The sequence below is a fragment of the Hymenobacter sp. DG25A genome, assembly GCF_001280305.1.
Lineage (GTDB): Bacteria > Bacteroidota > Bacteroidia > Cytophagales > Hymenobacteraceae > Hymenobacter.
In genome coordinates, this window is record NZ_CP012623.1 from 3481682 (window position 1) to 3504678 (window position 22997).

At 59.6% G+C, this 22997-nt stretch carries 22 protein-coding genes; 13 read left to right on the plus strand and 9 right to left on the minus strand.

Annotated features, from left to right (window positions below):
• The first annotated feature begins 117 nt into the window (after positions 1 to 117).
• Entirely contained in the window at positions 118 to 1761 is a 1644-nt protein-coding gene (gene glpD, locus AM218_RS14965; RefSeq protein ID WP_054414712.1) for a glycerol-3-phosphate dehydrogenase, read from the plus strand.
• Here glpD and AM218_RS14970 read toward each other — a convergent pair.
• Positions 1758 to 2405 carry a carbonic anhydrase gene (locus AM218_RS14970; RefSeq protein ID WP_054414713.1) on the minus strand — a complete coding sequence of 216 codons (648 nt, stop codon included), beginning with the start codon at positions 2403 to 2405 and terminating at the stop codon, positions 1758 to 1760. The genes glpD and AM218_RS14970 overlap by 4 nt on opposite strands.
• 72 nt (positions 2406 to 2477) lie before the next feature.
• Here AM218_RS14970 and AM218_RS14975 point away from each other — a divergent pair, with 72 nt between their 5' ends.
• From AM218_RS14975 to AM218_RS16950, 5 genes are all read left to right on the plus strand, one after another.
• Complete coding sequence (locus AM218_RS14975; RefSeq protein WP_054414715.1) at positions 2478 to 2960, plus strand: tetratricopeptide repeat protein; 483 nt, start codon at positions 2478 to 2480, stop codon at positions 2958 to 2960.
• Between the two features lie 284 nt (positions 2961 to 3244).
• Complete coding sequence (locus AM218_RS14980; RefSeq protein ID WP_054414717.1) at positions 3245 to 3817, plus strand: energy transducer TonB; 573 nt, start codon at positions 3245 to 3247, stop codon at positions 3815 to 3817.
• A gap of 42 nt (positions 3818 to 3859) precedes the next feature.
• The gene (locus AM218_RS14985; RefSeq protein ID WP_054414718.1) at positions 3860 to 4399 is read left to right on the plus strand and encodes a hypothetical protein; all 540 of its coding nucleotides are present in this window, start codon (positions 3860 to 3862) and stop codon (positions 4397 to 4399) included.
• Between the two features lie 257 nt (positions 4400 to 4656).
• Positions 4657 to 6057 carry an L-lactate MFS transporter gene (locus tag AM218_RS14990; RefSeq protein WP_054414719.1) on the plus strand — a complete coding sequence of 467 codons (1401 nt, stop codon included), beginning with the start codon at positions 4657 to 4659 and terminating at the stop codon, positions 6055 to 6057.
• Positions 6058 to 6100: 43 nt separating this feature from the next.
• The gene (locus AM218_RS16950; RefSeq protein WP_197273983.1) at positions 6101 to 6247 is read left to right on the plus strand and encodes an MFS transporter small subunit; all 147 of its coding nucleotides are present in this window, start codon (positions 6101 to 6103) and stop codon (positions 6245 to 6247) included.
• Positions 6248 to 6338: 91 nt separating this feature from the next.
• Here the strand turns inward: AM218_RS16950 and AM218_RS14995 are convergent, their stop codons facing one another.
• Positions 6339 to 7556, minus strand: coding sequence for a molybdopterin molybdotransferase MoeA (locus AM218_RS14995; protein ID WP_054414720.1), 1218 nt, complete (start codon positions 7554 to 7556; stop codon positions 6339 to 6341).
• Between the two features lie 112 nt (positions 7557 to 7668).
• Here AM218_RS14995 and moaC point away from each other — a divergent pair, with 112 nt between their 5' ends.
• Both moaC and AM218_RS16610 read left to right on the plus strand, forming a co-directional pair.
• The gene (gene moaC, locus AM218_RS15000) at positions 7669 to 8166 is read left to right on the plus strand and encodes a cyclic pyranopterin monophosphate synthase MoaC (protein WP_054414721.1); all 498 of its coding nucleotides are present in this window, start codon (positions 7669 to 7671) and stop codon (positions 8164 to 8166) included.
• Positions 8159 to 9319, plus strand: coding sequence for an NTP transferase domain-containing protein (locus AM218_RS16610; protein ID WP_231717505.1), 1161 nt, complete (start codon positions 8159 to 8161; stop codon positions 9317 to 9319). The genes moaC and AM218_RS16610 overlap by 8 nt, the downstream gene beginning before the upstream one ends.
• Positions 9320 to 9322: 3 nt before the next feature.
• Here the strand turns inward: AM218_RS16610 and AM218_RS15010 are convergent, their stop codons facing one another.
• On the minus strand, positions 9323 to 9739 hold the full coding sequence (locus AM218_RS15010) for a molybdenum cofactor biosynthesis protein MoaE (RefSeq protein ID WP_054414723.1): 417 nt from the start codon (positions 9737 to 9739) through the stop codon (positions 9323 to 9325).
• A gap of 64 nt (positions 9740 to 9803) precedes the next feature.
• A complete protein-coding gene (gene moaD, locus AM218_RS15015) occupies positions 9804 to 10046 on the minus strand; it encodes a molybdopterin converting factor subunit 1 (RefSeq protein ID WP_054414725.1) in 243 nt (80 codons plus the stop codon).
• 127 nt (positions 10047 to 10173) lie between these two features.
• Between moaD and moaA the strand changes: the two genes are divergently transcribed.
• Positions 10174 to 11181 carry a GTP 3',8-cyclase MoaA gene (gene moaA / locus AM218_RS15020; protein ID WP_054414726.1) on the plus strand — a complete coding sequence of 336 codons (1008 nt, stop codon included), beginning with the start codon at positions 10174 to 10176 and terminating at the stop codon, positions 11179 to 11181.
• Between the two features lie 7 nt (positions 11182 to 11188).
• Here the strand turns inward: moaA and AM218_RS15025 are convergent, their stop codons facing one another.
• From AM218_RS15025 to moeB, 3 genes are all read right to left on the minus strand, one after another.
• On the minus strand, positions 11189 to 11572 hold the full coding sequence (locus AM218_RS15025; protein WP_054414727.1) for a nuclear transport factor 2 family protein: 384 nt from the start codon (positions 11570 to 11572) through the stop codon (positions 11189 to 11191).
• 39 nt (positions 11573 to 11611) lie between these two features.
• Complete coding sequence (locus AM218_RS15030) at positions 11612 to 12775, minus strand: putative sulfate/molybdate transporter (RefSeq protein ID WP_054414728.1); 1164 nt, start codon at positions 12773 to 12775, stop codon at positions 11612 to 11614.
• 81 nt (positions 12776 to 12856) lie between these two features.
• Positions 12857 to 13966, minus strand: coding sequence for a molybdopterin-synthase adenylyltransferase MoeB (gene moeB, locus AM218_RS15035; RefSeq protein ID WP_054414730.1), 1110 nt, complete (start codon positions 13964 to 13966; stop codon positions 12857 to 12859).
• Between the two features lie 173 nt (positions 13967 to 14139).
• On the opposite strand from moeB, the gene fdhD reads away from it, so the two are divergent.
• The 4 genes from fdhD to AM218_RS15055 all read left to right on the plus strand — a co-directional run bounded on the left by fdhD (position 14140) and on the right by AM218_RS15055 (position 19331).
• Positions 14140 to 15006, plus strand: a complete 867-nt coding sequence (gene fdhD, locus AM218_RS15040) for a formate dehydrogenase accessory sulfurtransferase FdhD (protein WP_231717506.1) — start codon at positions 14140 to 14142, stop codon at positions 15004 to 15006.
• 85 nt (positions 15007 to 15091) lie between these two features.
• The gene (locus tag AM218_RS15045; protein ID WP_054414731.1) at positions 15092 to 15424 is read left to right on the plus strand and encodes a DUF7009 family protein; all 333 of its coding nucleotides are present in this window, start codon (positions 15092 to 15094) and stop codon (positions 15422 to 15424) included.
• A 53-nt stretch (positions 15425 to 15477) separates the two neighbouring features.
• The gene (locus AM218_RS15050) at positions 15478 to 18030 is read left to right on the plus strand and encodes an FdhF/YdeP family oxidoreductase (RefSeq protein ID WP_054414733.1); all 2553 of its coding nucleotides are present in this window, start codon (positions 15478 to 15480) and stop codon (positions 18028 to 18030) included.
• Positions 18031 to 18212: 182 nt separating this feature from the next.
• Positions 18213 to 19331: a serine hydrolase domain-containing protein gene (locus tag AM218_RS15055; protein ID WP_054414735.1), complete on the plus strand. Its 1119-nt coding sequence runs from the start codon at positions 18213 to 18215 to the stop codon at positions 19329 to 19331.
• 92 nt (positions 19332 to 19423) lie between these two features.
• On the opposite strand, the gene AM218_RS15060 is transcribed toward AM218_RS15055, so the two are convergent.
• Positions 19424 to 20518, minus strand: coding sequence for an acyltransferase family protein (locus AM218_RS15060; protein ID WP_054414737.1), 1095 nt, complete (start codon positions 20516 to 20518; stop codon positions 19424 to 19426).
• 71 nt (positions 20519 to 20589) lie between these two features.
• Positions 20590 to 22992, minus strand: a complete 2403-nt coding sequence (tamL, locus tag AM218_RS15065; RefSeq protein WP_082318261.1) for a translocation and assembly module lipoprotein TamL — start codon at positions 22990 to 22992, stop codon at positions 20590 to 20592.
• Positions 22993 to 22997 lie beyond the last annotated feature (5 nt).

Sequence of the window (22997 nt, forward strand, 5' to 3'; positions counted from 1 at the left end):
TTAAATTCCTTATAAATCCTTCCTGCTCTGGTTTCTAAGGCTAAGCCTCGCATAAGCAGTTAATTTGTTCAACGGCAGACCCCGGTTCCGTATCTTATGAAGCAGTAAACCTGTTCTATGCCGCTTCAGCAGCCTTTTCCTCAGCAACCACCGGTCTATGATGTCATTCTCATCGGGGCAGGCATCAACGGCGCTGGCATTGCGCACGATGCTGCCCAACGCGGCCTGCAGGTGCTGCTGGTGGACAAAGGAGATATAGCCAGCGGCACCACCAGCTGGTCTACCCGCCTGATACACGGCGGATTGCGCTACCTGGAGCACGCGGAGCTGGGATTGGTGCGGGAGTCGCTGCGGGAGCGGGAAACGCTGCTGCGCATAGCGCCCCATCTGGTGCACCCCTTGCCCTTGCTTGTACCCTTATACCAGGGCGCCCGGCGCGGGCCGTTTACTATGCGGGTAGGCATGGTGGCCTACGATATGCTTTCCTGGGATAAGTCGCTGCCCCGGCACCAGATGCTTTTCCGCGCCGGCACCTTAGCCCGTGCGGAAGGTTTGCGTACCGAGGGCTTACAAGGCGGCGCGTTGTACTATGATGCCCAGGTAACGTTTCCCGAGCGCCTCACGGTAGAAAATGTGCTGGCGGCCCGGGCGCTGGGTGCCCAGGTGCTCACCTACACCCGCGCCGACCGCCTGCTGACCGAGCAGGGCCAGGTGCGCGGTATCACCTGCACCAACCTGCTGACCGGCGAGCAGCATACTGCCCACGCCCCGCTGGTGGTGAATGTGGCCGGCCCCTGGGTAGATGCTGTGCTGGCCGGTAAGTCCCCGGCCATTTCCCCGCTGGTGGCCGGCACCAAAGGCACGCACCTGGTAGTGGCGCCTTTTACAGGGGCACCGGCAGTAGGCCTATATGCCGAAGCCCATACGGATGGTCGCCCATTCTTCATTCTGCCCTGGAACAACCTCTACCTCATTGGCACCACCGACACGCGCTACACCGGCAGCCTGGACCAGATAGAAGCCACCGCGGATGAAATAGCCTATTTACTGGCCGAAACCAATCGGCTGTTTCCCCGGGCACGGCTTGCCCCGGAGCAGGTGTTGTATACCTATGCCGGGGTGCGGCCGCTGCCCTTTGTGCCGGCCGGCCGCGAGGCCGGTATTACCCGACGGCATTTCGTGCACCAGGACTCCGCGGGTATCAAAGGGCTGTTCTCAGTGGTAGGGGGCAAGCTCACCACCTATCGGAGTCTGGCCGAGGAAGTGGTGAATCTGTTATGCAAGCGCCTCGTGAAGCCCTGCGGTGCCTGTGCTACGGCACATACGCCGTTGCCCGGCGCATTGCCCGCGGAGGAAACAGCCGGCTTTCAGCAGCAGTTGCTCAAGGAGTTTCCGGCTGTGCCCAAGGCCACCCTGGAGCGTCTGGTGCGCATTTACGGGCGGCGCACCGCCCAGTTGCTACACCTAGCCACTGCCACGCCTGACCTGCTCCAACCTCTCACGCCGGACTCGCCTACATTGGCAGCCGAAATCGTGTTTGCCGTGCAGCAGGAGCAGGCCCAAACCCTAACCGACTGCCTGCTGCGCCGCACCATGCTGGGGCTGAATGCCGCCGCCGGGTTAGACGTGGCAGAGGCCGCCGCCGAAGTAGCCTGCCGACACCTTAACTGGACCGAAATGCAGGCGGCGGCGGAAGTAGCAGCTTACCGGAAGTATGTGCAGCGGTTTCACCCGCGTAGCCTGGTGGCCTCCCCGGCTTAATGGTGAGACTGGCCCGTCAGGTTATAGATTTGCTGAATCTGCTGCAGGCGGGCTTTAAAATCGATTTTCAAATCAATCAGCTGCCCGTTGTGCAGGTCAAAAATCCAGCCTTCCACCTCCGGGTATCCTTTTTCCAGATAGCTCTGCTGCACCTCAGCGGTTTTAATGACGTTGATGCACTGCTCCAGCACGTTTAGCTCGGCCAGGCGCTTGTAGCGGGCCGTATCATCCGCTATCTGATTCAGCTCCTGGGCGTGCAGGCGGTACACGTCGCGGATGTTGCGCAGCCAGGGGTTCAGAATGCCCAGGTCCTTGCTTTCCATGGCGGCCCGCACGCCGCCGCACTGGTAGTGCCCGCACACAATAATGCGCTTCACCTGCAGGTGCTCTATGGCGTAGTTGATAACCGACAGCACGTTCAGGTCGGTGTTGGGCACCACGTTGGCAATGTTGCGGTGCACGAATACCTCGCCCGCATCCAGACCCATAATCTCATTGGCCGGCACCCGCGAATCGGAGCAACCAATGAATAAATACTCGGGACGCTGCTCGCGGGAAAGCTTGATGAAAAAGTCCGGGTCCTGGGCCGTTTTCTGCGCCACCCACTGGCGGTTGTTCTCGAAGAGTTGTTCGTACGTTGTCATGGGGGCGCCAAAATACGTATACTAGTTCTGAACCCTGGCCGGGGCTGGCACAATTTTTCTATTGGCCCGTTTATGTCGCAGTCCCTGGATGAATTGTTTGAGCTGCTGCGGAAGGCATCTGCCCCGGTAGAAATTGCCGCCGTGCAGCACGCTATTTGGGAAGTATGGCTCGACTCCGGCGACCCGGCCCTGAACAAGCACCTGGAAGAAGGCATGCGGGCCCTGGCCGCCGAAGAATATACCCGGGCCATTGCGGAATTTACCCATTTAGTTGAGCAGCGCCCCACTTGGGCCGAAGGCTGGAACAAGCGCGCCACCGCCCACTATCTGCGGGGCGGCTACCGTGCCTCTCTGCTCGATATTCAGGAAACGCTGCGCCTTGAACCCCGCCACTTTGGTGCTCTGAGCGGCTGGGCCGGCATGCTCCAGTTGCTGGGCGATGAGCGCGGAGCACTGCGCATTCTGCAGCGCCTTGCGCGCCTGTGCCCGCAAATGCCCGGCCTGCAGGCGCGCATCCGGGATTTGCGCGACCAGCTGCCCGAAGCAGATAATTAACGGCCCGCCCAAAATCAGCCCAACTTGCTCACGGAGTAGCCGGTTCTCGGGCGAAAACTCCCTGATTTGTGAGCGGCTAAGTGGCTGTATTCTTGCGGAGTTAAATTCAATTTTTGTATATTTCCCGGATAAATGGCAGAGTGTGTTCTGGTCCTTTAGCCAAGCCATTTCTTTAGTTGAAGACGGAAGCCTCTGATAATTTGCAGGAAAGCGCTTTTTGGAAGTTGGCTAGAAATAGAACAAAACAAGTAAAAATTTTCCCACCCACCCTTTTATATCGAGCTATGGCCCGTTCTTTACTTCTTCTTTTTTTCTTTTTGTGTTGCCTTTGCCAAAGTAGTCTGGCCCAGCGCGTTCGTAAAACCGAATACGAAAGTGGCACGATAGAAAAAGGCAATAAAGTAGGCGTTTGGGAGTACTACGCCTACACCCGCGACGGGACGCAGGTGCTGGCCCAGAAGTACGACCACAGCAAAAACAAGCTGCTTTTCTACCGCCCGGTAGAAGACCGGGTGTATCAGGTTAAGGAAAAAAATGCTTGGACAAACGGCCGGGTTGATCAGCCGCCGCTGTTTTTGGGCGGCGATGCGCTGCTGGGTACCTACGTCAGCAAGCTGAACTACCCCACCATGGCCCAGGACAAGAATGTGCAGGGTAAAGTCATTGTTACGTTTGTGATTGATACCCTGGGGCAGGCCTCAGATTATCACGTGCTGCTGGGCATTGGCGCCGGCTGCGACGAGGAAGCCATGCGGGTAGCGAAAAACATACCGCAGCAGTGGATTCCGGCCCGCCGGGGCAGCCATGCCGTACCAGTGGTGTACGAAATGCCCTTCAACTTTCGCCTAAAGCCCTAAGCGACTATATCCCCGGGGGCCATTAGGCCGTATGTTAGCGCTATGAAAATGAACTTATTCCGCTTTCTGCCTGCTACGGCGCTATTGGGTACCCTGGTACTTACCTCCGCCTGCGATTCAACTCCCCGCGAGCGACAGGAAGCCGTACGCCAGGAAGTACGCGAACTGGATACCCTGGCCGAGAGAGCAGCGCAGAAAGCCAAAACAGCCGCCAGCCGGGCCAGCCGCTGGGATTCTGCCTCCCGCGCCCGCAACCGGCAGCCGCTGGATACCGGCGCCACCAGCGCCTTCACGCAGCAGTTGCTGGGCACCTACGCCAATATTGAGCAGCTCACGGTAGAAAACATAGAGCCTGCCTACACGCAGCTGCTGCGCCAGACGCGCACCCTGCGCCGGCAATGGACGCAGCGCGACTGGGACTATGCCACCGCCATCTATCGCCGCCTCAATAACCGGCTGCAGCAGATCCGCCTGGATCTGCGCGCCCGCGATGAGCTCCGCATCCGGGCCCTGCAGGCCGAGTTTGTCACCATGGAAACCAGCCGGGACGTGAAAGACCTCGGCAAAGTAGTGGCCGAATAACACCGTTTCAAATCAAGGCATACAAGCCCCGCTTCGGCGGGGCTTTTTTTGTGGTCATGAGGCCCGATGGGTGGGCAGCCGGAGCGGCCATATTCCGGGCCAGGGTTTAGCTATAGCAAATGAGCAAAAAAACTGCACATTTCGTTGATAACCAGCTAAAAAACGCGCTACTTACCTACCCTCTTAGCGAATGACCCGGCTTCGTAAGAAAGTACACGCTCGTACCCGGGTATCCCACCATTTACACCCCCCTATTCATGGCAGTAGCTTCTTTTCTGGACCGCAGTCATAGCGTGGCCGGCCCCGGATACAGCCGCTGGCTGGTACCGCCCGCGGCCCTGGCCATTCACCTGGCTATTGGCCAGGCCTATGCTTTCAGCGTCTTCAAAAAACCCATGGGGGCCCTCATCAGCGGCAACGTAGATGCCCCCGCCCCCACGGACTGGACGCCCGGCCAGCTGGCCGTTATCTTCTCCATTGCCATTGTGCTGCTGGGCCTTTCGGCCGCGGTGTTTGGCAAATGGCTGGAGCGGGTAGGTCCGCGCAAGGCCATGATGGCTTCGGCACTATGCTTTGGCGGCGGCTTTCTAATCTCGGCCCTGGGTGTAAGCCTACATAGCATCTGGCTGGTGTATTTTGGCTACGGCTTTGTAGGCGGCATCGGCCTGGGCATCGGCTATATCTCGCCGGTCAGCACCCTGATCAAATGGTTTCCTGACCGGCCCGGCGTGGCTACGGGCATGGCCATCATGGGCTTTGGGGGCGGCGCCATGATTGGCTCTCCGCTGGCCGTAGCCCTCATGTCGTACTTCAAAGACACGGCCCCTATGGGCGTAGCACCCACGTTCATTACCATGGGCCTGATTTATCTGGCATTTATGATGGTGGGCGTATTCACCATACGGGTGCCCGCCGAGGGCTGGAAACCAGCCGGCTACGTGCCCAATGCCCAGCGCAGCGCTCTGATTACCACGGCCAATGTAGACGCCGACACCGCTATTAAAACGCCGCAGTTCTGGCTGCTGTGGGTAGTGCTGTGTATGAACGTAACCGCCGGCATTGGCGTGCTGGAATCGGCCTCGCCGCTCATTCAGGACTCCTTCTCCGATGCGGCAATGGGCGCGGGCAAGGGCGTAACGGCGGCGGCCGCCGCCGGCTTTGTGGGCCTGCTCAGCTTGTTTAACCTGCTGGGTCGCTTCTTCTGGTCGTCGGCCTCGGATAAGCTGGGGCGCAAGCCTACCTACATGATTTACTTTGGCTTAGGCATTGCCCTGTATGCGCTGGTGCCCACGCTGGCCGCTAACGCCTCGCTCACGCTATTTGTAGTAGCCTGCTGCGTGATTTTGAGCATGTACGGCGGTGGTTTTTCCACTGTTCCAGCGTATCTGCGCGACTTGTTTGGCACCATGCAGGTAGGCGCCATTCACGGGCGGTTGCTCACCGCCTGGTCTACGGCCGGGGTATTAGGTCCGCTGCTGGTGAACTACTTACGGGATAGTCAGAAGGCTAAAGGCCTGGTAGGTGCGGCGGCTTACCAAAGCGTGTTTTACACCATGGCGGGCCTGCTGGTGGTTGGCTTTCTGGCCAACCTGATGATAAAAGCCGTGGATGCTCGCTACCACGTGAAAGAAACTGCCACCCCCAAAGTGGCGGCCTGATTTCTCCCGCGTGTTCGTCTTTTACTTTTAAGTCACTTTGCTGATGGAAACCAGAATAAACCCGGCCCCCGCGGCCGATGCTACCCCTACCTCCACTCTGAAGCTGGTGCTGGCTTGGCTCTACGTGGGCATTCCCCTGCTATGGGGGGTGTCGCAAACCTTCATAAAGGCGCTGGACCTCTTTAAGTAAGCGCCGCCCGCCCACCGAAAACGCCCCTGGATATGTCTATCCAGGGGCGTTTTCGGTGGGCGGGCAGTTGGGTTCTGTACAGCCAAGCTACTTAGCGAAACCGCCATACCGGCCAGACGCTGCCGGCCGCAAAGAGTTCGGTTTCCGCCGGCAGCTCCAGAAAACCGTCGCTGGAGAGCAGGCTGGCCAGGTCGCCGGAGCCGCCGGCGCGTTCGGGCGTGGCCAGCAGGCGGCCGTCGGGTCCGCTAGTCAGGCTCACCAATAAGAAGTGCGTCAGGCGCGGGCGGAACGTTACTTCCTGGGTAAGCACCGCGTAGGTTGGGGCCGGCAGGAGGGCGGCTGGTTGCTGCACAGCCTGCAGCCACGGCTGCGCATAGCGGTAGTAATTCACGAAAGTGGATACCGGATTACCGGGCAGGGCAAAGACCACGGCCCCCTGCGGGTACCGGCCAAACCAGAACGGCTTGCCCGGCCGTTGCTGCACTTCATGGAACAGCTCTTCGGCCCCGGCATCCTGCAGAGCCTGGGGTAGAAAATCGGCTTTGCCCTTGGATACGCCCCCGCTTAATAGCACCGCATCATATTCCCGCAGCAGCGGCGGCAAACCCGCCTGAAGCGCCGCCATATCATCATCAAAATGAAAAATACTGACCAGGGCACTCGCCTGCTGCGCCGCGGCCTGCAGCATGTAAGCGTTGGAGCGCCGGATCTGGTGGGGCAGGGGCGTATCGGCAATGGCTACCAGCTCATCACCGGTACTGACCACGGCTACTTTGGGGCGGCGCGTAACGGCTAATGTGGCAGCGCCAATGGTGGCGGCTACGGCCAGCTCCGCCGCGCCCAACAACGTGCCGGCGGGCAGCAGCAGGTCGCCCTGGCGGCGGTCGGCGGCGCGGGGGTGTACGTTGTGGCCGGGGGCCGGCGGGGGCACTTGTAAGGTAGCGCTGCGGGTTCCGTTAGTGGGTTCCGTGAGAGTCAGGTCCTCGTAGCGCACCACGGTATCGGTGCCGGGCGGCAGGGCAGCGCCGGTCATGATTTCGATGGCGGCGCCGGGCTGCTGCAGGGGCAGGGGCGGCTGCCCGGCCAGTTGGGTGCGCTCAATAGGGAAGGTGAGCTGACCGGCAGCCACGGCGGCAAAGGCTACGGCAATGCCATCCATGGCCACCCGATTGAAGGGCGGAAAGTCGCGGTCGGCGTACAGCGGTTCGCGCAGCACCCGGCCCAGCGCCTCCGGCAGTGGTATCGTTTCGGCGGGCAGGGGACGGACGGTGGACAGTACGCGGCGGGTAGCTTCGTCAACAGTGAGCATAAAGCAGGTAATTTGCAGCAACGAGCCCAGCGTAAGCCGTATACCTTTTCAGTGGTTTCCGGTTATTTCTGCACCCCGGCGCAAGCTAAAGCTTCCGCCTCATTTCTTTTGTATGGCTGATTCTCCTTCCAAGCTCACCCACCTGAATGCCGCAGGGCAGCCCGCCATGGTCGATGTTGGGGCCAAGGCCGTTACGCGGCGCGTAGCCCGGGCCCGCAGCCGTGTGCTGGTGGGCGCTGATATTCTGCGGCTGGTGCAGCACGGCGACCTGCCCACGCGCAAAGGCCCGGTGTTTCAAACGGCTATTCTGGCCGGCATTATGGCCGCCAAGAAAACATCTGATTTGATTCCCTTGTGTCACCCTATGGGGCTGGATGACTGCCAGGTGCACATCCGGGTGTACGAGCCGGATACCATCGTCATTGAGTGCGTGGCTTCCGTAACCGGAAAAACCGGCGTGGAAATGGAAGCCCTGATCGGCGCTTCGGTGGCCGCCCTGACGGTGTACGACATGTGCAAGGCGCTTTCGCACAACATCATTATCCAGGAAACCCGCCTGTTGTCCAAGACCGGGGGTAAACAGGATTTTCACTATTCCGACGATGAATAACGCCGCTGCCCATACCAAACACGCCGCCATGGCGCGGCCCGCCGTGGGCGAGTTCAACCGCCACGAGCTGGCTATTCTGGGCGCGCCCTGCGGCATCATTAAAGAGCTAACCGCGCGCCTGCTGCCCCATCTTACTACCGATCTGCGGGTGGCTTATGTAGATGCCGACCACGCCGCCGGTGACGCGGAGGCGGAAAATGTACTCAGCCCCGTGCTGCAGGCCGGAGCCACGGAGCTGACCGATAAAATCCACTTTCGCCGCCTGGATCTGCCCCAAAACCTGGATCGGTTTACTCAGCAGCAGTGGCTGGGCGAGCAGAGCCTGGTGCTGGTAAACGGCAACCACTTCCGGGCGCAGCAGCAGATAGCCATCATTGACCCCCGCAAACCCCTGGACCGCAAGCTGGACCGCCTCACCAACGTGCAGCTGTTTTTACTCTCGGAAGGAGAAACGGAAATTCCGGCTTACCTGCAGGAGCACACCGCGGGCCGGGTGGTGCCGGTGTTGTCTTTGGACGATACCGCCGGTATTGCGGCTTGGGTGCGGCAGTGCTGGCAGGAGCATACACCGCCAATCTTCGGGCTGGTGCTTGCCGGGGGGCGCAGCCAGCGCATGCAGGCGGATAAAAGCCGCCTGCGCTACCACCAGGAGGAGCAGCGGGCCCACGCCGCCGCGTTGCTGGCGCCCTGGTGCCAGGAAGTATTTGTTTCCTGCCGGCCGGATCAGGTAGCGGATATACCCGCCGGCCTGCAGCCCCTGCCCGACCAGTTTCTGGACCTGGGCCCGCTGAGCGGCATCCTCTCCGCCTTCCGGCAAAACCCCAATGCGGCCTGGCTGGTAGTAGCCTGCGACCTGCCTTTTCTTTCGGAAAATACGCTACGCTACCTGGTGGAGCACCGCCAGGCCGGCCGCATGGCCACGGCCTTTCAGAGCCCGGAAAACGAGTTTCCGGAGCCGCTCATTACCATCTGGGAGCCGCAGAGCTATGCGGCGCTGCTCCGGTTTCTGGCTCTGGGCTATTCCTGCCCGCGCAAAGCCCTCATCAACTCCGATGTAGCCGTGCTGACACCGCCCGCCGCCGAGGAGCTGCGCAACGTGAATACGCCGCAGGAGCGGGAAGCCGCGGAGCGGGAATTGGGGCGGAAAAGCTAATGGCTAGGGATGCGCGGCTACCCACACGGTGCCGTCTTCGTACTCCTCTTTTTTCCAGATGGGCACCACCTGTTTCAGAGTATCGATGATAAACTGGCAGGCGGCAAAGGACTCGGCGCGGTGGGGGGTGGCTACGGCCACGACTACGGCAATATCGCCAATAGCCAGGGTGCCTTTGCGGTGTACTACGGCCACTTTCTGCAGCATGGGCCAGCGCTCCTGAGCCTGCTCGGCTACGCGCCGCAGCTGGTGCACGGCCATGGCATCGTAGGCTTCGTAGTGCAGGCGCACCACCCGGCGGCCGGTGCTCTGGTTGCGCACCGTCCCGATGAAGGCGTTGACAGCTCCGGCGCCATCGGCCTGCACGGCCTGCAGCACGGCAGCTACATCAATGGGCTGATCGGTAAGTTCAATAAGCATAAGCAGAAAAAGGCAGCCCGAAAGCAGGCCGGCAAGAAACGGGTGATGGACAGTGCGGGAAGAATCAGCCGCCGCTTACCGGGGGAATCAGGGCAATTTCGTCCCGCTCCTGCAGTAAATCTTCGCCCTGGGCATACTCATTGTTGCGGGCCACGGCCAGGCTGCTGAGCTGGCTCAGGCCGGGATATTGCGCCTGCAGCTGGCTAAGGAGCTGCTGCACTGAGGTATTGGGCGGCAGCGTGAGTTCAAGCTGGGACTGGCCTACTATTTCGCGGGCAATGCCAAAAAGGGCAATGGTCAGGTTCATAGGTGTAAGTACGGCGGGCAAGAATTGCCGATCAAATAAATTAAATTGAACAGAAAAGGCGCGGGTGCGTTTTTTGTTCAGAACCTGCCGCGCTTCTTGCGGCGGGTTTCCTTCTGCTCCTCTCCCTATGCCTGCCACCGCTTCCGTTTTGTATGATAACCACGGCCGCCCCCTCGAGTACGTGCGGCTGGCCGTTACGGACCGGTGCAACCTGCGCTGCTTCTACTGCATGCCGGAGCAGGGCATCGACTACGTGCCCCGGCAGGCCCTGCTGAGCTACGAAGAGCTGGAGCGCGTAGTCCGGATTCTGGCCCGCTTGGGTGTGCACAAAGTGCGCCTCACGGGCGGAGAGCCCTTCGTGCGCCGGGGCCTGCTGCCGTTCATTGGGCGGCTGCGGCAGATAGAAGGTATTACCGATATCGGGCTGACCACTAACGGGGTGCTGACGGCCCCGCACGTGCCCGAGCTGGTACGGCTGGGCATCCGGAGCGTGAATCTCAGCTTGGATACGCTGGACCGAGCCCGCTTCCTGCGCATCACCCGCCGCGACGAGCTGCCCCAAGTGCTGGCTACTTTTGATGCCTTAGTGGCGGCCGGTATTCAGGTGAAAATTAACGCGGTAGTAATGGATGGGCAGAACACGGAAGACATTATTTCACTGGCCGAGCTCACCCGCGACCTGCCCGTAGAGGTGCGCTTTATTGAAGAAATGCCCTTTAATGGCGGCAGCCACGCGGCCATGTCGCTGCCCTGGAACCACGTGCGCATCCGGGAGCATCTGGCGGCACACTTTCCTGGTTTAATGCCGGTGCCCACGGCTCCCGGCGCCACAGCCGCCGAGTATACTATACCGGGATACGCCGGAAACGTGGGCATTATTGCGGCCTACTCCCGCACGTTTTGCGGCACCTGCAACCGCATCCGCCTCACGGCCGAAGGCGGCCTTAAAACCTGCCTCTACGACCAGGGCGTACTGGACGTGCGGGCCCTGTTGCGCGGCGGCGCCACCGACGAGGAAATCAGCACGGCCCTGACCACAGCCTTCCGCTACCGCGCCGCCAACGGCTTCGAAGCCGAACAGCAGCGCCCCCTGCATCAGCTCAGCTTTGAGTCCATGTCGACGATAGGGGGGTAGGACGTTTTTAGAACATGGTGTTAGTATTGGCGGACCTGCTCGGGACGACCTGCAGAACGTCCCAGTGCTCCACAATCTTGCCGTGCTCATCAAAACGGAAGATGTCCATGCCGGCGTAGTCATGGTCGCCGGGCCAGTGCTGCAGGCAGTGGAGCACCACGTAGTTATCCTCGGCAATGGCCCGCTTCACGTGCACGCGCTTGCCGGGGTACTCCTGCGCCATCCGCTCGAAATAGGCAATGAAGCCATCCTTGCCATCGGGTACGCCGGGGTTGTGCTGAATGTATTCAGCTCCCACGTAGCGCGCAACAGCTTCTATGGGCTGGCACGCATTGAACATCAGCTCATAGAAGGCAATGGCGTTCTGCTTGTTTTGCTCGGGCGAGGTCATGGCGTGATAGTTAGCAATAATTAGAGCCGTGAAGCAGGCTTACTTTCCCAACCCCACCCAGTTGCGGCGCATGGCGTGGTACACGGCCGTGCCCACCACCAGGCCCACCAGGTAGCCATAGGGCAGGCCACCGCAGAGCAAACCCACCAGAAGGGCCACCACCAGGTCGTTGCGGGAGGAGGTAACGTCGCGGAGCAGGGCGGCGAGTGTGAGGGCTTCAAACAAGAGCAGCACACCCAGCACGGGCAGCGGGAAAATCTGCACTACCTGCGCAAAGCCCTGGCTGAAAAACAGACCCAGAATCAGAAACAGCCCGCCATACAGCAGCACCGAGCCGCCCGTGCGGGCCCCAAAGGCATAATGCCCGGCCAGCCCGCCCGAGCCGTGGCAAACCGGAAACCCACCGAAAAACGGGTTTACCAGGTTCATCAAAGCATAGGTAAAGCTGATTTGCCGCACCGTAATAGGGCGCTCCGGGAAATGGTCGTGCAGTACCTGTTTGGTGGCCAGAATGGAGTTGCCGAGCGACAGAGGAATCTGCGGCAGGGCCAGCAGCACGGCGCCGGTCAGGATATCGGCGGTAGCTGGAATGTGCCAGGAGGGAAGGTGAAAGCCCGCGGCACGCTGCGCCGTGGCCAGATCCAGCTTGAATACCAACGCGTACCCAATGCCCAAGGCCACCACAAACAACGCTGCGGGCCAGCGGCGGTTGCCCAGCAAAACCACCGTAATCAGAAAGGCGGCGGCAGCCAGGGCGTAGCCGCCTACCCCGTCGGCGGGCACGTAGTCTTTCAGGGCCAGGGTGGCCAGCTGCAGGGCCAGCCCAAACTGAATGCCGCGCACCACGGGCTTGGGAATCAGGCGGGCCAGGGCATCAATCAGGCCGGTAACGGAGAGCAGCAGCATGCCAACGCCAATGGCCAGCCCCCCGCCATAGATAATGCGCCCCGGAATTTTCTGGGCAATAACCAGGGCCGCAAAAGCCTTGAGGGGCTGCACCGGCATGGGAAGGCCATACCACAGCCCCGAAAACACCTGCATCAGCCCAAACATGACCAGCACGCTGGCGCTATCCACCCCGGAGGCGGCAATGATACCGATGAGCAGGGGCAGGTCGGTGCCCAAATCCCCGAAAGCACCCGCCAGTTCGTTACGGTCGAAGCGAATACGGGGGCGGGTGGGGGCAGAAGCGGTGAGCGGCATCAGAAATCAGAAACAAAAGCAGGTAAACGGAAGATTTAGAGCAGCAAAGTAGCTACGCTTTGCCGCTGCCTCGGGCTTTTTCTAGTACGTGGACATTTGGGTATCTATCTCGGAGGCCCAGGCGTGAATGCCGCCGGTCAGGTTGAGCAGGTTGCTGAAGCCAAACTGATCCTGCAGCTGGGCAATGGCCTGGGCGCTGCGGGTGCCATGGTGGCAATATACGACCACGGCATGCTGGCGGGGCAGTTGGTTGGCGCCCTGTGCAATGTGGGCCAGCGGCAGCAGCATGGCCCCGCTCAGGTGACAGATGGAGTGCTCGGCGGGCTCCCGCACATCCAGCAGAAACGGGGGCGAATCAGAATGAAGCAGGTCCTGCAGCTCGGTGGGGGTCACGCTACGCAAATCGGGCGCGCACCAGTCCACGTAATCGGAGATGTTGGCGCTGTCCAGGTGCAGCTGGCTGTGCTCCGGGTGGCGCTTAAAGCGCAGCAAACGGCTCTGAAAGGTTAGGGCATCAAAAATCCAGAGGCGGCCGCTCAGTACTTCGCCCAGACCCAGAATCACCTTCAGGGTTTCGGTGGCCTGCGCGGTGCCTACCAGGCCGGGCAGCACGCCCAGTACGCCGGTGGCGTCGCAGTTGGGCGCCTCGGTGGCGCTGGGCGGTGTGGGAAACAGGCACCGGTAAGTAGGACCGCCCTGGTAATTGAAGACGGAAACCTGGCCCTCAAACTTGTAAATAGCGCCGGATATCAGCGGCTTGCCCATGCTCACGCAGGCATCGTTCAGCAGGTAGCGGGTGGGGAAGTTATCGGAGCCATCCACCACCATATCATAGTTCTCCAGCACCTCCCGCACGTTGGCGCGGTCTATGCGCATCACGTGCTGGCGGCAGTACACATCCGGGTTGAGGCGGTGCACTTCGCGGGCGGCGGCGGCGGCTTTCAGGTGGCCGATATCGGCGGGGCCATAGAGGACCTGGCGCTGCAGGTTGCTGAGCTCCACCCGGTCAGAATCGGCAATGCCCAGGGTGCCTACGCCGGCCGCGGCCAGGTATTGTAGCACCGGGCAGCCCAGCCCGCCCGCGCCCACCACCAGCACCCGCGCCGCGCGCAGCCGTAGCTGGCCGGCCTCGCCAATCTCGGGTAGTTGCAGGTGGCGGCGGTATCTCTGTTTTTCGGTAGCGGTAAGCACGTATAGGGAAGTAATAAAAGGAATAAGATGAAAGCCGGCCGGCCTGAAAGGTGGCCGCCCACGTAGCGGTAAAACTTACGGTGGTCTGATAAAGTTAAACAAATACAACTGTCCCTGTAGGGGCCGGCGCCCGTTGGGGTACTGGTGCCACCTTCTTCTTTTTACTGTCTGCCGTGTCTGCTCCCGTCTTTCTGCCCCCCACCAGCTACGAGTATGTAACGGTGCACAACGTGCGCGGCAACAGCGTAACCATAGCGCCCGATGTGCTGGCCGCCGAAGAGCCCCTGGAAATACGGGTAGGCTACGGCCCCACCGATAACCGCCAGCACCGCACCGTAGCGGTGACCATGCGCACCCCCGGCCACGATTTTGAGCTGGCCGCCGGCTTTCTGCTGACGGAAGGCATGATCCGCCAGCGCGACGAACTGTATGGGGTAATTTACTGCCCCGACGTAAAAAAGGAAGAAGAGCGCGAGAATGTAGTGCGGGCCGAGCTGGCCCCGGCCGTGCTGGTAGACCTGCAGCGCATGGAGCGCCACTTTTATACCAGCAGCAGCTGCGGCGTATGCGGCAAAACCAGCATTGAAGCCGTGCACGCCGCCTCCTGCCCGGTGTTACCCACGGACGGGCCCTACGTAACTGCCGCCGTGCTGCACCAGCTGCCGGAGCGCCAGCGCGCCGCCCAGGCCCTGTTTGAGCAAACCGGCGGCCTGCACGCGGCGGCCCTGTTTTCGCCGGAAGGCGAGCTGCTGCTGTTGCGGGAAGATGTAGGCCGGCACAATGCCTTGGATAAGGTAATAGGCGCGGCGATGCTGCAGGAATGGCTGCCTCTGCATCAGCATGTGCTGTTGGTGAGCGGGCGCGTCAGCTTTGAGCTGGTGCAGAAGGCGGCGGTGGCAGGCATTGCCGTGCTGGCGGCCGTGGGGGCGCCTAGCTCCCTAGCGGTGCAGGCCGCCCAAAACTTCGGCATGACGGTGTGCGGCTTTGTGCGGCAGGAGCGCTTCAATATTTACTGCGGCGAGTGGCGCATCAGGGTATAGTCGGGGCCGGCGCGTTATATTTTTTCAGCCATTACGTCCTTAAATTTCGTTTTAGCTTACCGGGGCCTCTCCCTGCTATTTTCTTATGAAGCTTCGCCTCGAAGACAATACCCTCCGTCTGCGCCTCTCCCCCGAGGAGGTGACCGAATTCAGCCGCCTGGGCCGCCTGCAAACGGTGGTGCCATTGGGGCCCCTGGCCACCGATTGTCTGACCTATACCCTGGAGCGCGACGCCGCCAGCCCGGGCCGCACGCCGGGCATCAGCTACGAGGGCGCCCGCATTCGGGTGCTGCTACCCGCCCCGCTAGCCGACCAATGGACCAGCACGGAAGCCGTGAGTCTGGAGGGGCAGGTGGAAGTGCTTGCTAACCAGGTATTACGTATTTTAGTGGAGAAAGACCTGGGCTGCAAACATTAGCCCGCCGCTTGTTATTTGCTTTTCGAAACCCCACCCTAAGTTCTTGTCAAGAAATGGAAAAATCACCCGCCGAAGACCCTAGCAAGGCTGGCAAGACCGAACAGCAAACGGCTGAAAACAACGTGCCTCAAAGCGGCGAGCGTCCCGATCAGGGTAAGGCCCCCGCCCCCGACCACTACCGCCCCGACCCGCAAGCCGTCCGGGACGAGAGCAATATTCCCGCCCCCGACGTGGCCAACGCCAAATACCACCATCCCATTCTGGCGCAGCCCCCGGAAGCCTTAACCGGCCTGAAGCTGGAAGAGCGCGCCACCGTGGCCGCCGGCGTCACGGCCGTTATCAAATCCATGCAGTTCAGCTGGGTCGAAGGCGGCCTGAGCCGCGGCACCAAGGGCCTGCTGAATATGAACCAGAAAGATGGTTTCGACTGCTCTTCCTGCGCCTGGCCCGACCCCGACGACCACCGCTCCGTAGCCGAATTCTGCGAGAACGGCGCCAAAGCCACTGCGTCCGATGCCGACGACAAATCCGCCGGCCCCGAGTTCTTTGCCCGCCACAGTCTGGCCGAGCTTTCCCGCATGACCGACCGCGACCAGAACAACGCCGGCCGCCTCACGCACCCCATGGTGAAGCGCCCCGGCGACAACCATTACAAGCCTATTGAGTGGCCCGCCGCCTTCCAGCTCATTGCCGACCACCTGAATGCGCTGGACTCGCCCGACGAAGCCCTGTTTTATACCTCCGGCAAAGTGCCCAACGAGCCGGCCTTCCTGTTCCAGCTCTTCGCCAAGCAATTCGGCACCAACAACCTGCCCGACTGCTCCAACATGTGCCACGAGAGCAGCGGCGCCGCCCTTAGCCCCACGCTGGGCCTGGGCAAGGGCTCCGTCACGCTCAATGATATTTATGACGCCGATGTCATTCTGATTATTGGTCAGAACCCGGGCACCAACCACCCGCGCATGCTCACGGCCCTACAGAAGGCCAAGCGCAACGGGGCCAAAATCATCAGCGTAAACCCGCTGATTGAAGCCGGCCTCAACCACTTCAAAAACCCCCAGGATTTCATGAACCCCCTGCGGGCCCTGGGCGCGCTGATGGGCGACGGCACCCAGATTACGGACCTGTTTCTGCAGGTGCGGGTAGATGGCGACATGGCCCTGCTGCGCGGCATCATGAAGCACCTGTTTGAGGCCGAGGATCTGAACCCCGGGCAGGTAGTAGACCGTGCGTTTGTGGCCAAGTACACCATCGGGTTTGAGAGCTTCGAGCAGAACATCCGGAACACTTCCTGGGAGGATATTGAGGAGCTGAGCGGCATTTCGCGGGCGCAGCTGCTGGAGGCCGCCAACATGCTGGCTACCAAGCAGAAGATTATTACCTGCTGGGCCATGGGCGTTACGCAGCAGCGCCAGGGCGTGCAGACCATTCAGGAAATCGTGAACCTGCACCTGATGAAGGGCGCCATTGGCATTCCCGGCGCGGGTACCTGCCCGGTGCGCGGCCACTCCAACGTGCAGGGCGACCGGACCATGGGTGTCTGGGAGCAGCCCACCAAAGAGTTTCAGGATGCGCTGGGCAAGGAATTCAACTTCAAGCCGCCCTATGAGCACGGCCTGGATGTGGTTGATTCCATTAAGGCCATGTACAAGGGCAAGACCAAAGTGTACTTTGGCCTAGGCGGCAACCTGCTGGCGGCCGGCCCTGATACTGAGGTTATTGCTGAAGGCATGCGCAAGCAAAAGCTAACCGTATATGTGGGCACCAAGCTCAACCGCGGCCACCTCGTCACCGGCGAAACCAGCCTGCTGCTGCCCTGCTTTACGCACCTGGATATCGACATGCAGAAATCGGGGCATCAGATGACCTCCTGCGAGAATTCCATGGGCGTGGTAAGCCAGAACAAAGGTGTGCTGGTGCCGCTGGAAGGCCAGATGATGAGCGAAGTAGCCATCATCAGTGGCATGGCCATTGCCACCCTAGGCAACCGCACCAACATTGCCGACTGGGTGGCCATGACGGAGAACTACGACGTGATCCGCGACCATATTGCCCGCGTGATTCCCGGCTTCGAGAACTTCAATGAGAAGCTGCGTCGCCCCGGCGGGTTCTACCTGCCCAATGGGCCCCGGGAGCGGAAGTTCACCACCAAGAACGGCATGGCCAACTTCACCACCACCGAGCTGGAAAAGCACCATCTGGAGCCCGACCAGCTGGTGCTGATGACCGTGCGCAGCCATGACCAGTTCAACACCACCATTTACGAGTACAACGACCGGTACCGGGGCATTCACGGCGAGCGGCGCGTGCTGTTTATGAACCAGCAGGACATGGCTGACCGCGGCATCAAAGCCAAAGACCTCATTGACATCACCAGCCACTTTGAAGGCGAGAAGCGCACGGTGGAGAAGTTTGTGGCCGTGCCCTATGATATTCCGAAGGGCAACGTTTCGGCGTATTTTCCGGAGGCCAACCCGTTGGTACCCGTATCCAGCGTGGCGAAAACCAGCAATACGCCTACTTCCAAGTATGTGGTGGTAACCGTGGTGCCGGCCCACAAAACTGTGGGGGCACCCGTGGAAATACGCATGGCGGCAGAGGCTTAATTACGAGAAATTGGTAGGATTACCGGCGTGCTGCTTTCCCAAGCGGCACGCCGGTTTTTTATGGGGTAGCTTAGTGTAGGGGTGATTAATTGCCTATCACATCATTATGTGATTTCACAAGTACGAATACTTTCGTAGTATTGTGCTTTCTGTTCTGTCACCCATCACTTCTACGCTTTGCTATGAAAACGCCCCTGCAATTTTTCCTTTTCCTGACCGCCCTGTTTCTAGGCTTCAGCACCTATGCGGCTCCCGTGGCGCCCCGGCCCGACTCGGTGGATGTGTTTATGCGCCGCACCATGGCCGCGCAGCATATTCCGGGGGCGGCGGTGGCCGTCATCAAAAATGGCAAGGTGCTGAAGCTGGGCACTTATGGCATGGCCAGCCTCACCTGGCAGCAGCCCGTTACGCCCCAAACGCCGTTCCAGATGGCCTCGGCCACGAAGCCCCTGACGGGCACGCTGCTGGCCGTGCTGGTGCAGGAAGGCAAACTGAAGCTGGATGAGCGCATCGGCACGTATCTGGATTCTATTCCGGCGACCTGGCAAAGCATTACGGTGCGGGAGCTGGCCGCGCACCAGTCGGGTATTAAGCTGGTGCCGCTGGCTACCACGCGCAACAACCGCCAGGCCCTGCGCACGGCCGCCGCGCTGCCCATGGACTACGAGCCGGGCACCAAGGATTTTTACGTCAGCACGGATTATGCGGTGCTCCAGGCCATCATCAGCCGCGTAACCGGGCTTTCGTTTGAAGAAGCGCTCCGGCAGAAAGTGCTGGTGCCGCTGAAAATGCGCCATACGGCTTTCAACCAGAGCCAGGACAATGGCGTGATGCGCAGCGCTGCTATTCTTCCGGGAGCGGCAGAGGTGTATTCATGGTCAAAGCCCGACCAGCGCTACCTCATCAGCGACATGCGCTTCCCGGATTGGTACTACGCCGCCGGCGGGCTCTATTCGTCCATTGAAGACCTGGCCAACTGGATGGTTGCGCTCGATAAAAACACCCTGCTGAAACCCGAAAACACTTCCCTGCTCTGGAAGGCCAACCGCCTGCGCAACCAAACGCCCACCCACTTTGGGCTGGGCTGGATTACGGAAGAATACCAGGGCCACCACCTGGTGGGGCACAGCGGCGGCCCGGCCCTGGCCGATGTGGTGCGCTTTATGGACAAGGACCGGGAGCCGCTCACTATTATCGTGCTGACCAACACTCGGGGCGGTTTTCCGCCCTATTTGGCCAAAGCCGTAGCCCACTACTTTGTACCGGGCTTACTGCAGGACCGCCCCGAGAACTATAAATAGCAGAAAGCCCCTCCGGCAAACAGCCCCGCTCAGATAGGTTTAGAGGGGTAGGAGTAGGTGGTAAGGTTTCCGGCAAAGCTACCGGCTAGGATTTATGCCTGAACCATTTTCTCCTGCCTTACCTCATTTTCAAAATAAGCCTTCAGGCCTAGAATAGGCCGCTCCAGAAATTTCCAGGAAAGCCAGGAGAGGAGCACCAGTAAAATGGAATTCTCTAGGAAAACGACATAAAACTCGTGCTGTATGAAAAAAGCGGGTAAATGTAAGTTGATATACTTGTGCAGATAAGGATAGTCGTAGGCCAGGGGGAGATGATACAGATACATGCCGTAGCTTATCTTGCCCAGAAATATTAAAACGCGGCTGTTTAAGACAAAGAATATTTTCTGGTTTGTCTCTCGCTTATATAAAATATAGGTTATAATCCAGAGAGCAATAAAGGCCTGATCCGTTCTGCCGGGAATGAGGGTGTTTTGGTGCTGGGCTAGGGCGTAAACTAATATAAATGAGCATACCACCCCCAGAACAGTACAAACCCGATAGGTTTTGGCCAGCTGCTCTTTATGAAAAACCATGATGTAGGCTAACAGTGCGCCTAAGCCAAAAGCATCAAAACAGGTGAATGGGAGAACAAAGCCCAAACCCCGGGGAGAGAAAATATAGTTGCTGATGATACCGATAGTAATAAAGAACAGAATACCAGGCAGGATATATTTCCGGGGAATAAAAAACATAACCCACGGCCACAGTAAATAAAACTGTTCTTCTACCGCTAAAGACCAAAGGTGGGAAACCATTCCATCCCAGGTGCCTATTTTATAAAAATAAAAATTAGAGGTATAAGTTAAATAATAGCCGAAGTTTTCTCTGATATGAGTATCGGTAAAGCTGCTAAAAGAAAAAATAGTAAAAACAGTTAAATAGTAAATAGGGAAAATACGCAGACTCCTCCTGATAAAAAATATCTTGACGGCTGTCAGCTTATTTGCGTCAGATAAATCATACTCTTCGCGGGTCCTCAGTAGAATGGAAGTAATGAGAAATCCACTTAAAACGAAGAAGGTGTTTACCCCCATGCCGGCTGGGTGGGTGGCCATCACCAGCGGGTTGGCAGTCATCCAGTGGCTAAGCACTACCAGAAACAAGGCAATGGCCCTGATGCTGTCCAACTGCTTGATATAGTTCATAGAGGATGCTGCTTGCTACATAATGGTAATATTAATGTAAAAAATGTTATTAATATAAGCTAAAATCGGCTTTAAAAAGGATACCCGATAGCCAGATTCGGTACGAAAGCACCCCCGCCGTTGCCGCCAGACGGCACGCGCAATGGGTAGGCCACATCCAGCCGGATAACAATGAATTGAATATCCACGCGCAGACCGGCGCCGGCACCCACGGCCAGTTCATTCAGGAAGGAGCCCACTTGGAACTGCCCGCCCTTGCGGGTGTCATCCTTGTTCACCAGCCACACGTTGCCGGCATCCATAAACAGGGCGCCCTTCACGTAGGGGAATAAGTCCTGCCGGTACTCCACGTTGGCTTCCAGGCGGATGTCGCCCACCTGGTCGTAGAAGCGGGAGGCTACGTTGGTGGTGGTAGGGCGGTAGCGGCCGGGTCCTACTTCGCGCGGGGCAAAGGCCCGCACGCTGTTGGGGCCGCCCACGCCATATTGCTTCAGGTAGGGCATCACCTCGGAATTGCCGTAGGGCAGGCCCAGGCCAACCAGCACGCGCGTGGCAATCTTGTTGCCGCTGGTGGGGTTCTGGGTGATGCGGTAGTAGTTGCGGAACTCCAGATCTACCTTGGAGTACTGGGAAAATTCCTGCCCCATTATCTCGTAGCGGCCCTTGGCATTGGCGGCAGTGCCGGATAGCTTACTGACGGCACTGGCCAGGTTGCCGGCCAATTCTAGGCCGCCATTGAAATACACCTGGTTGCGGCGGCGCTCATACACCTGCGTGTTGTAGGTGTAGCGGTAGGAGGAGGCCGGAATAAACTGCTGCCGGAAGGAGTTAGCCAGAAACGGGCGCTGTGCCAGCAGCTGGTCAAACTCGTCGGTGGTTTTGGCCAGCCGGATGTACTGCAGGTCCACGGGGCGCAGCTCCTGCTCGTTGGTAATCTTGGTTTTCCAGCTGTAGCCGTAGTTCAGGTTGAAAAAGTCTTCCTGGAAAAAATTCCGCCGCTCCACATAGCGGTAGCCCGCGCCAAAGGACGTGCGCGGCTGAAAGTCGGAGCTGGACAGGCGGGCATCCAGGAAAGGCAGCGGCGGCGTAATCAGGCGCGGCACCAGCAGCTGGGAGTTCACGCCCAACTCGTAGGAGGTGAGGCCCAGCACCGGGCCGGTAGTGCCTTCCACGCCGGTGTTGCTGCGGCCCCCGCCCTGGCGGGTTTCAAAGGAACCCACCAGATTCAGCAGGAACTGCTCGGCCCCGCGCAGGGCTGAGCGGTTGCGGTATTGGGCCGTGAAGCCCGGGCCCGTAAAGCCGTTGGTTTTGGTTATCAGCTGTACCTCCGCCCGCACCGATTTCTTCTTCAGCTGCGTCATGCGCACCGAGGAGTTCAGAAAGCCGTAGCCGGCCGAGTCAGTCTTCTGCCGGGCGGGCCGCATCTGAATATCCACGAACTTAAATGTGCCCAGGCTCATCAAGCGGCTCAGCGTCTGGTCCTGGCGGCGGCGGCGGTACAGGCTGTCGGGGTACATAAACACCGCATTGATAATAGCCTTGGCCTTGAAGATCTTCTCATCAGGCACGTAGCGGTACTTCTTGTAGATGATAGGCCGAATTGATTCGACGGTGTCCGTGAGGCCGTAGCGGGTGTTCAGCGTAATGCGGTTGAACACGTAAGGCTTGGCGGCCCGGGGCGGAATACTGCCCTTCACGCGCAGGTATACATCTACCTGGTTGTGCTGGGTGCTGTCCACCTCGTACAGAATATAGTCGGGGTTGAAGAAGTAGTACCCGTTCTGCTTTAGTTGGTCATCAATGCGGGAGCGTTCCGTGATGAGCGTGTTCAGGTTGTAGGGCTCGCCTACTTTCAGCAGGGTGCCGGCCTGCGTTTTGCGGATATCGTTATCCAGCAGCGTGTCGCGGTCGGGGAAATGAATGGTCTTGATGAGGTAGGGGCGCTGCACCGTAGCGGTGTAGTCGATGGTGGCGGTGTTGCCCTTCACGTTGGGCTTGGTCTGCACCCGCGGGCTGTCAAAGTAGCCGTTGTTGTAGAGGCGGTTCGTCATCAGCCCCTTCACCTTCTGGGTATCTACCTGACTGAGCAGCACCGGCGCTTCGCCGTACTTCTCGGCCAGAAAATGCCCTATTCCCTTGCTCTTGCCCTCGCCCATGTGCCAGAAATACAGCTTGGGCCGCATGCCCAGAATAGAAGCGTTGGGCTTGGGGGTGATAACGGTTTCCAGCTCCGTCTGGAGTTGGGCCTTCTGCGGAATGGAGTAGGGAGAAGTCAGCTTTACCGTGCTGCCGGTATAGAGCTTATCGTTTTTGGGAATGAACTTGGCACCGCTACACGCCGCCAAAAACAGCAGCGCCACCACCAGCATGGCGCGGTAAGCGGCACCCGGCCAGCGGGTTGAGTTTTGCGGCACCTGGGGCAGGGTTTCGTTTATTTTCCGCATTCCCGTCATCTTGGTTTTCATTACTGACATCGGCG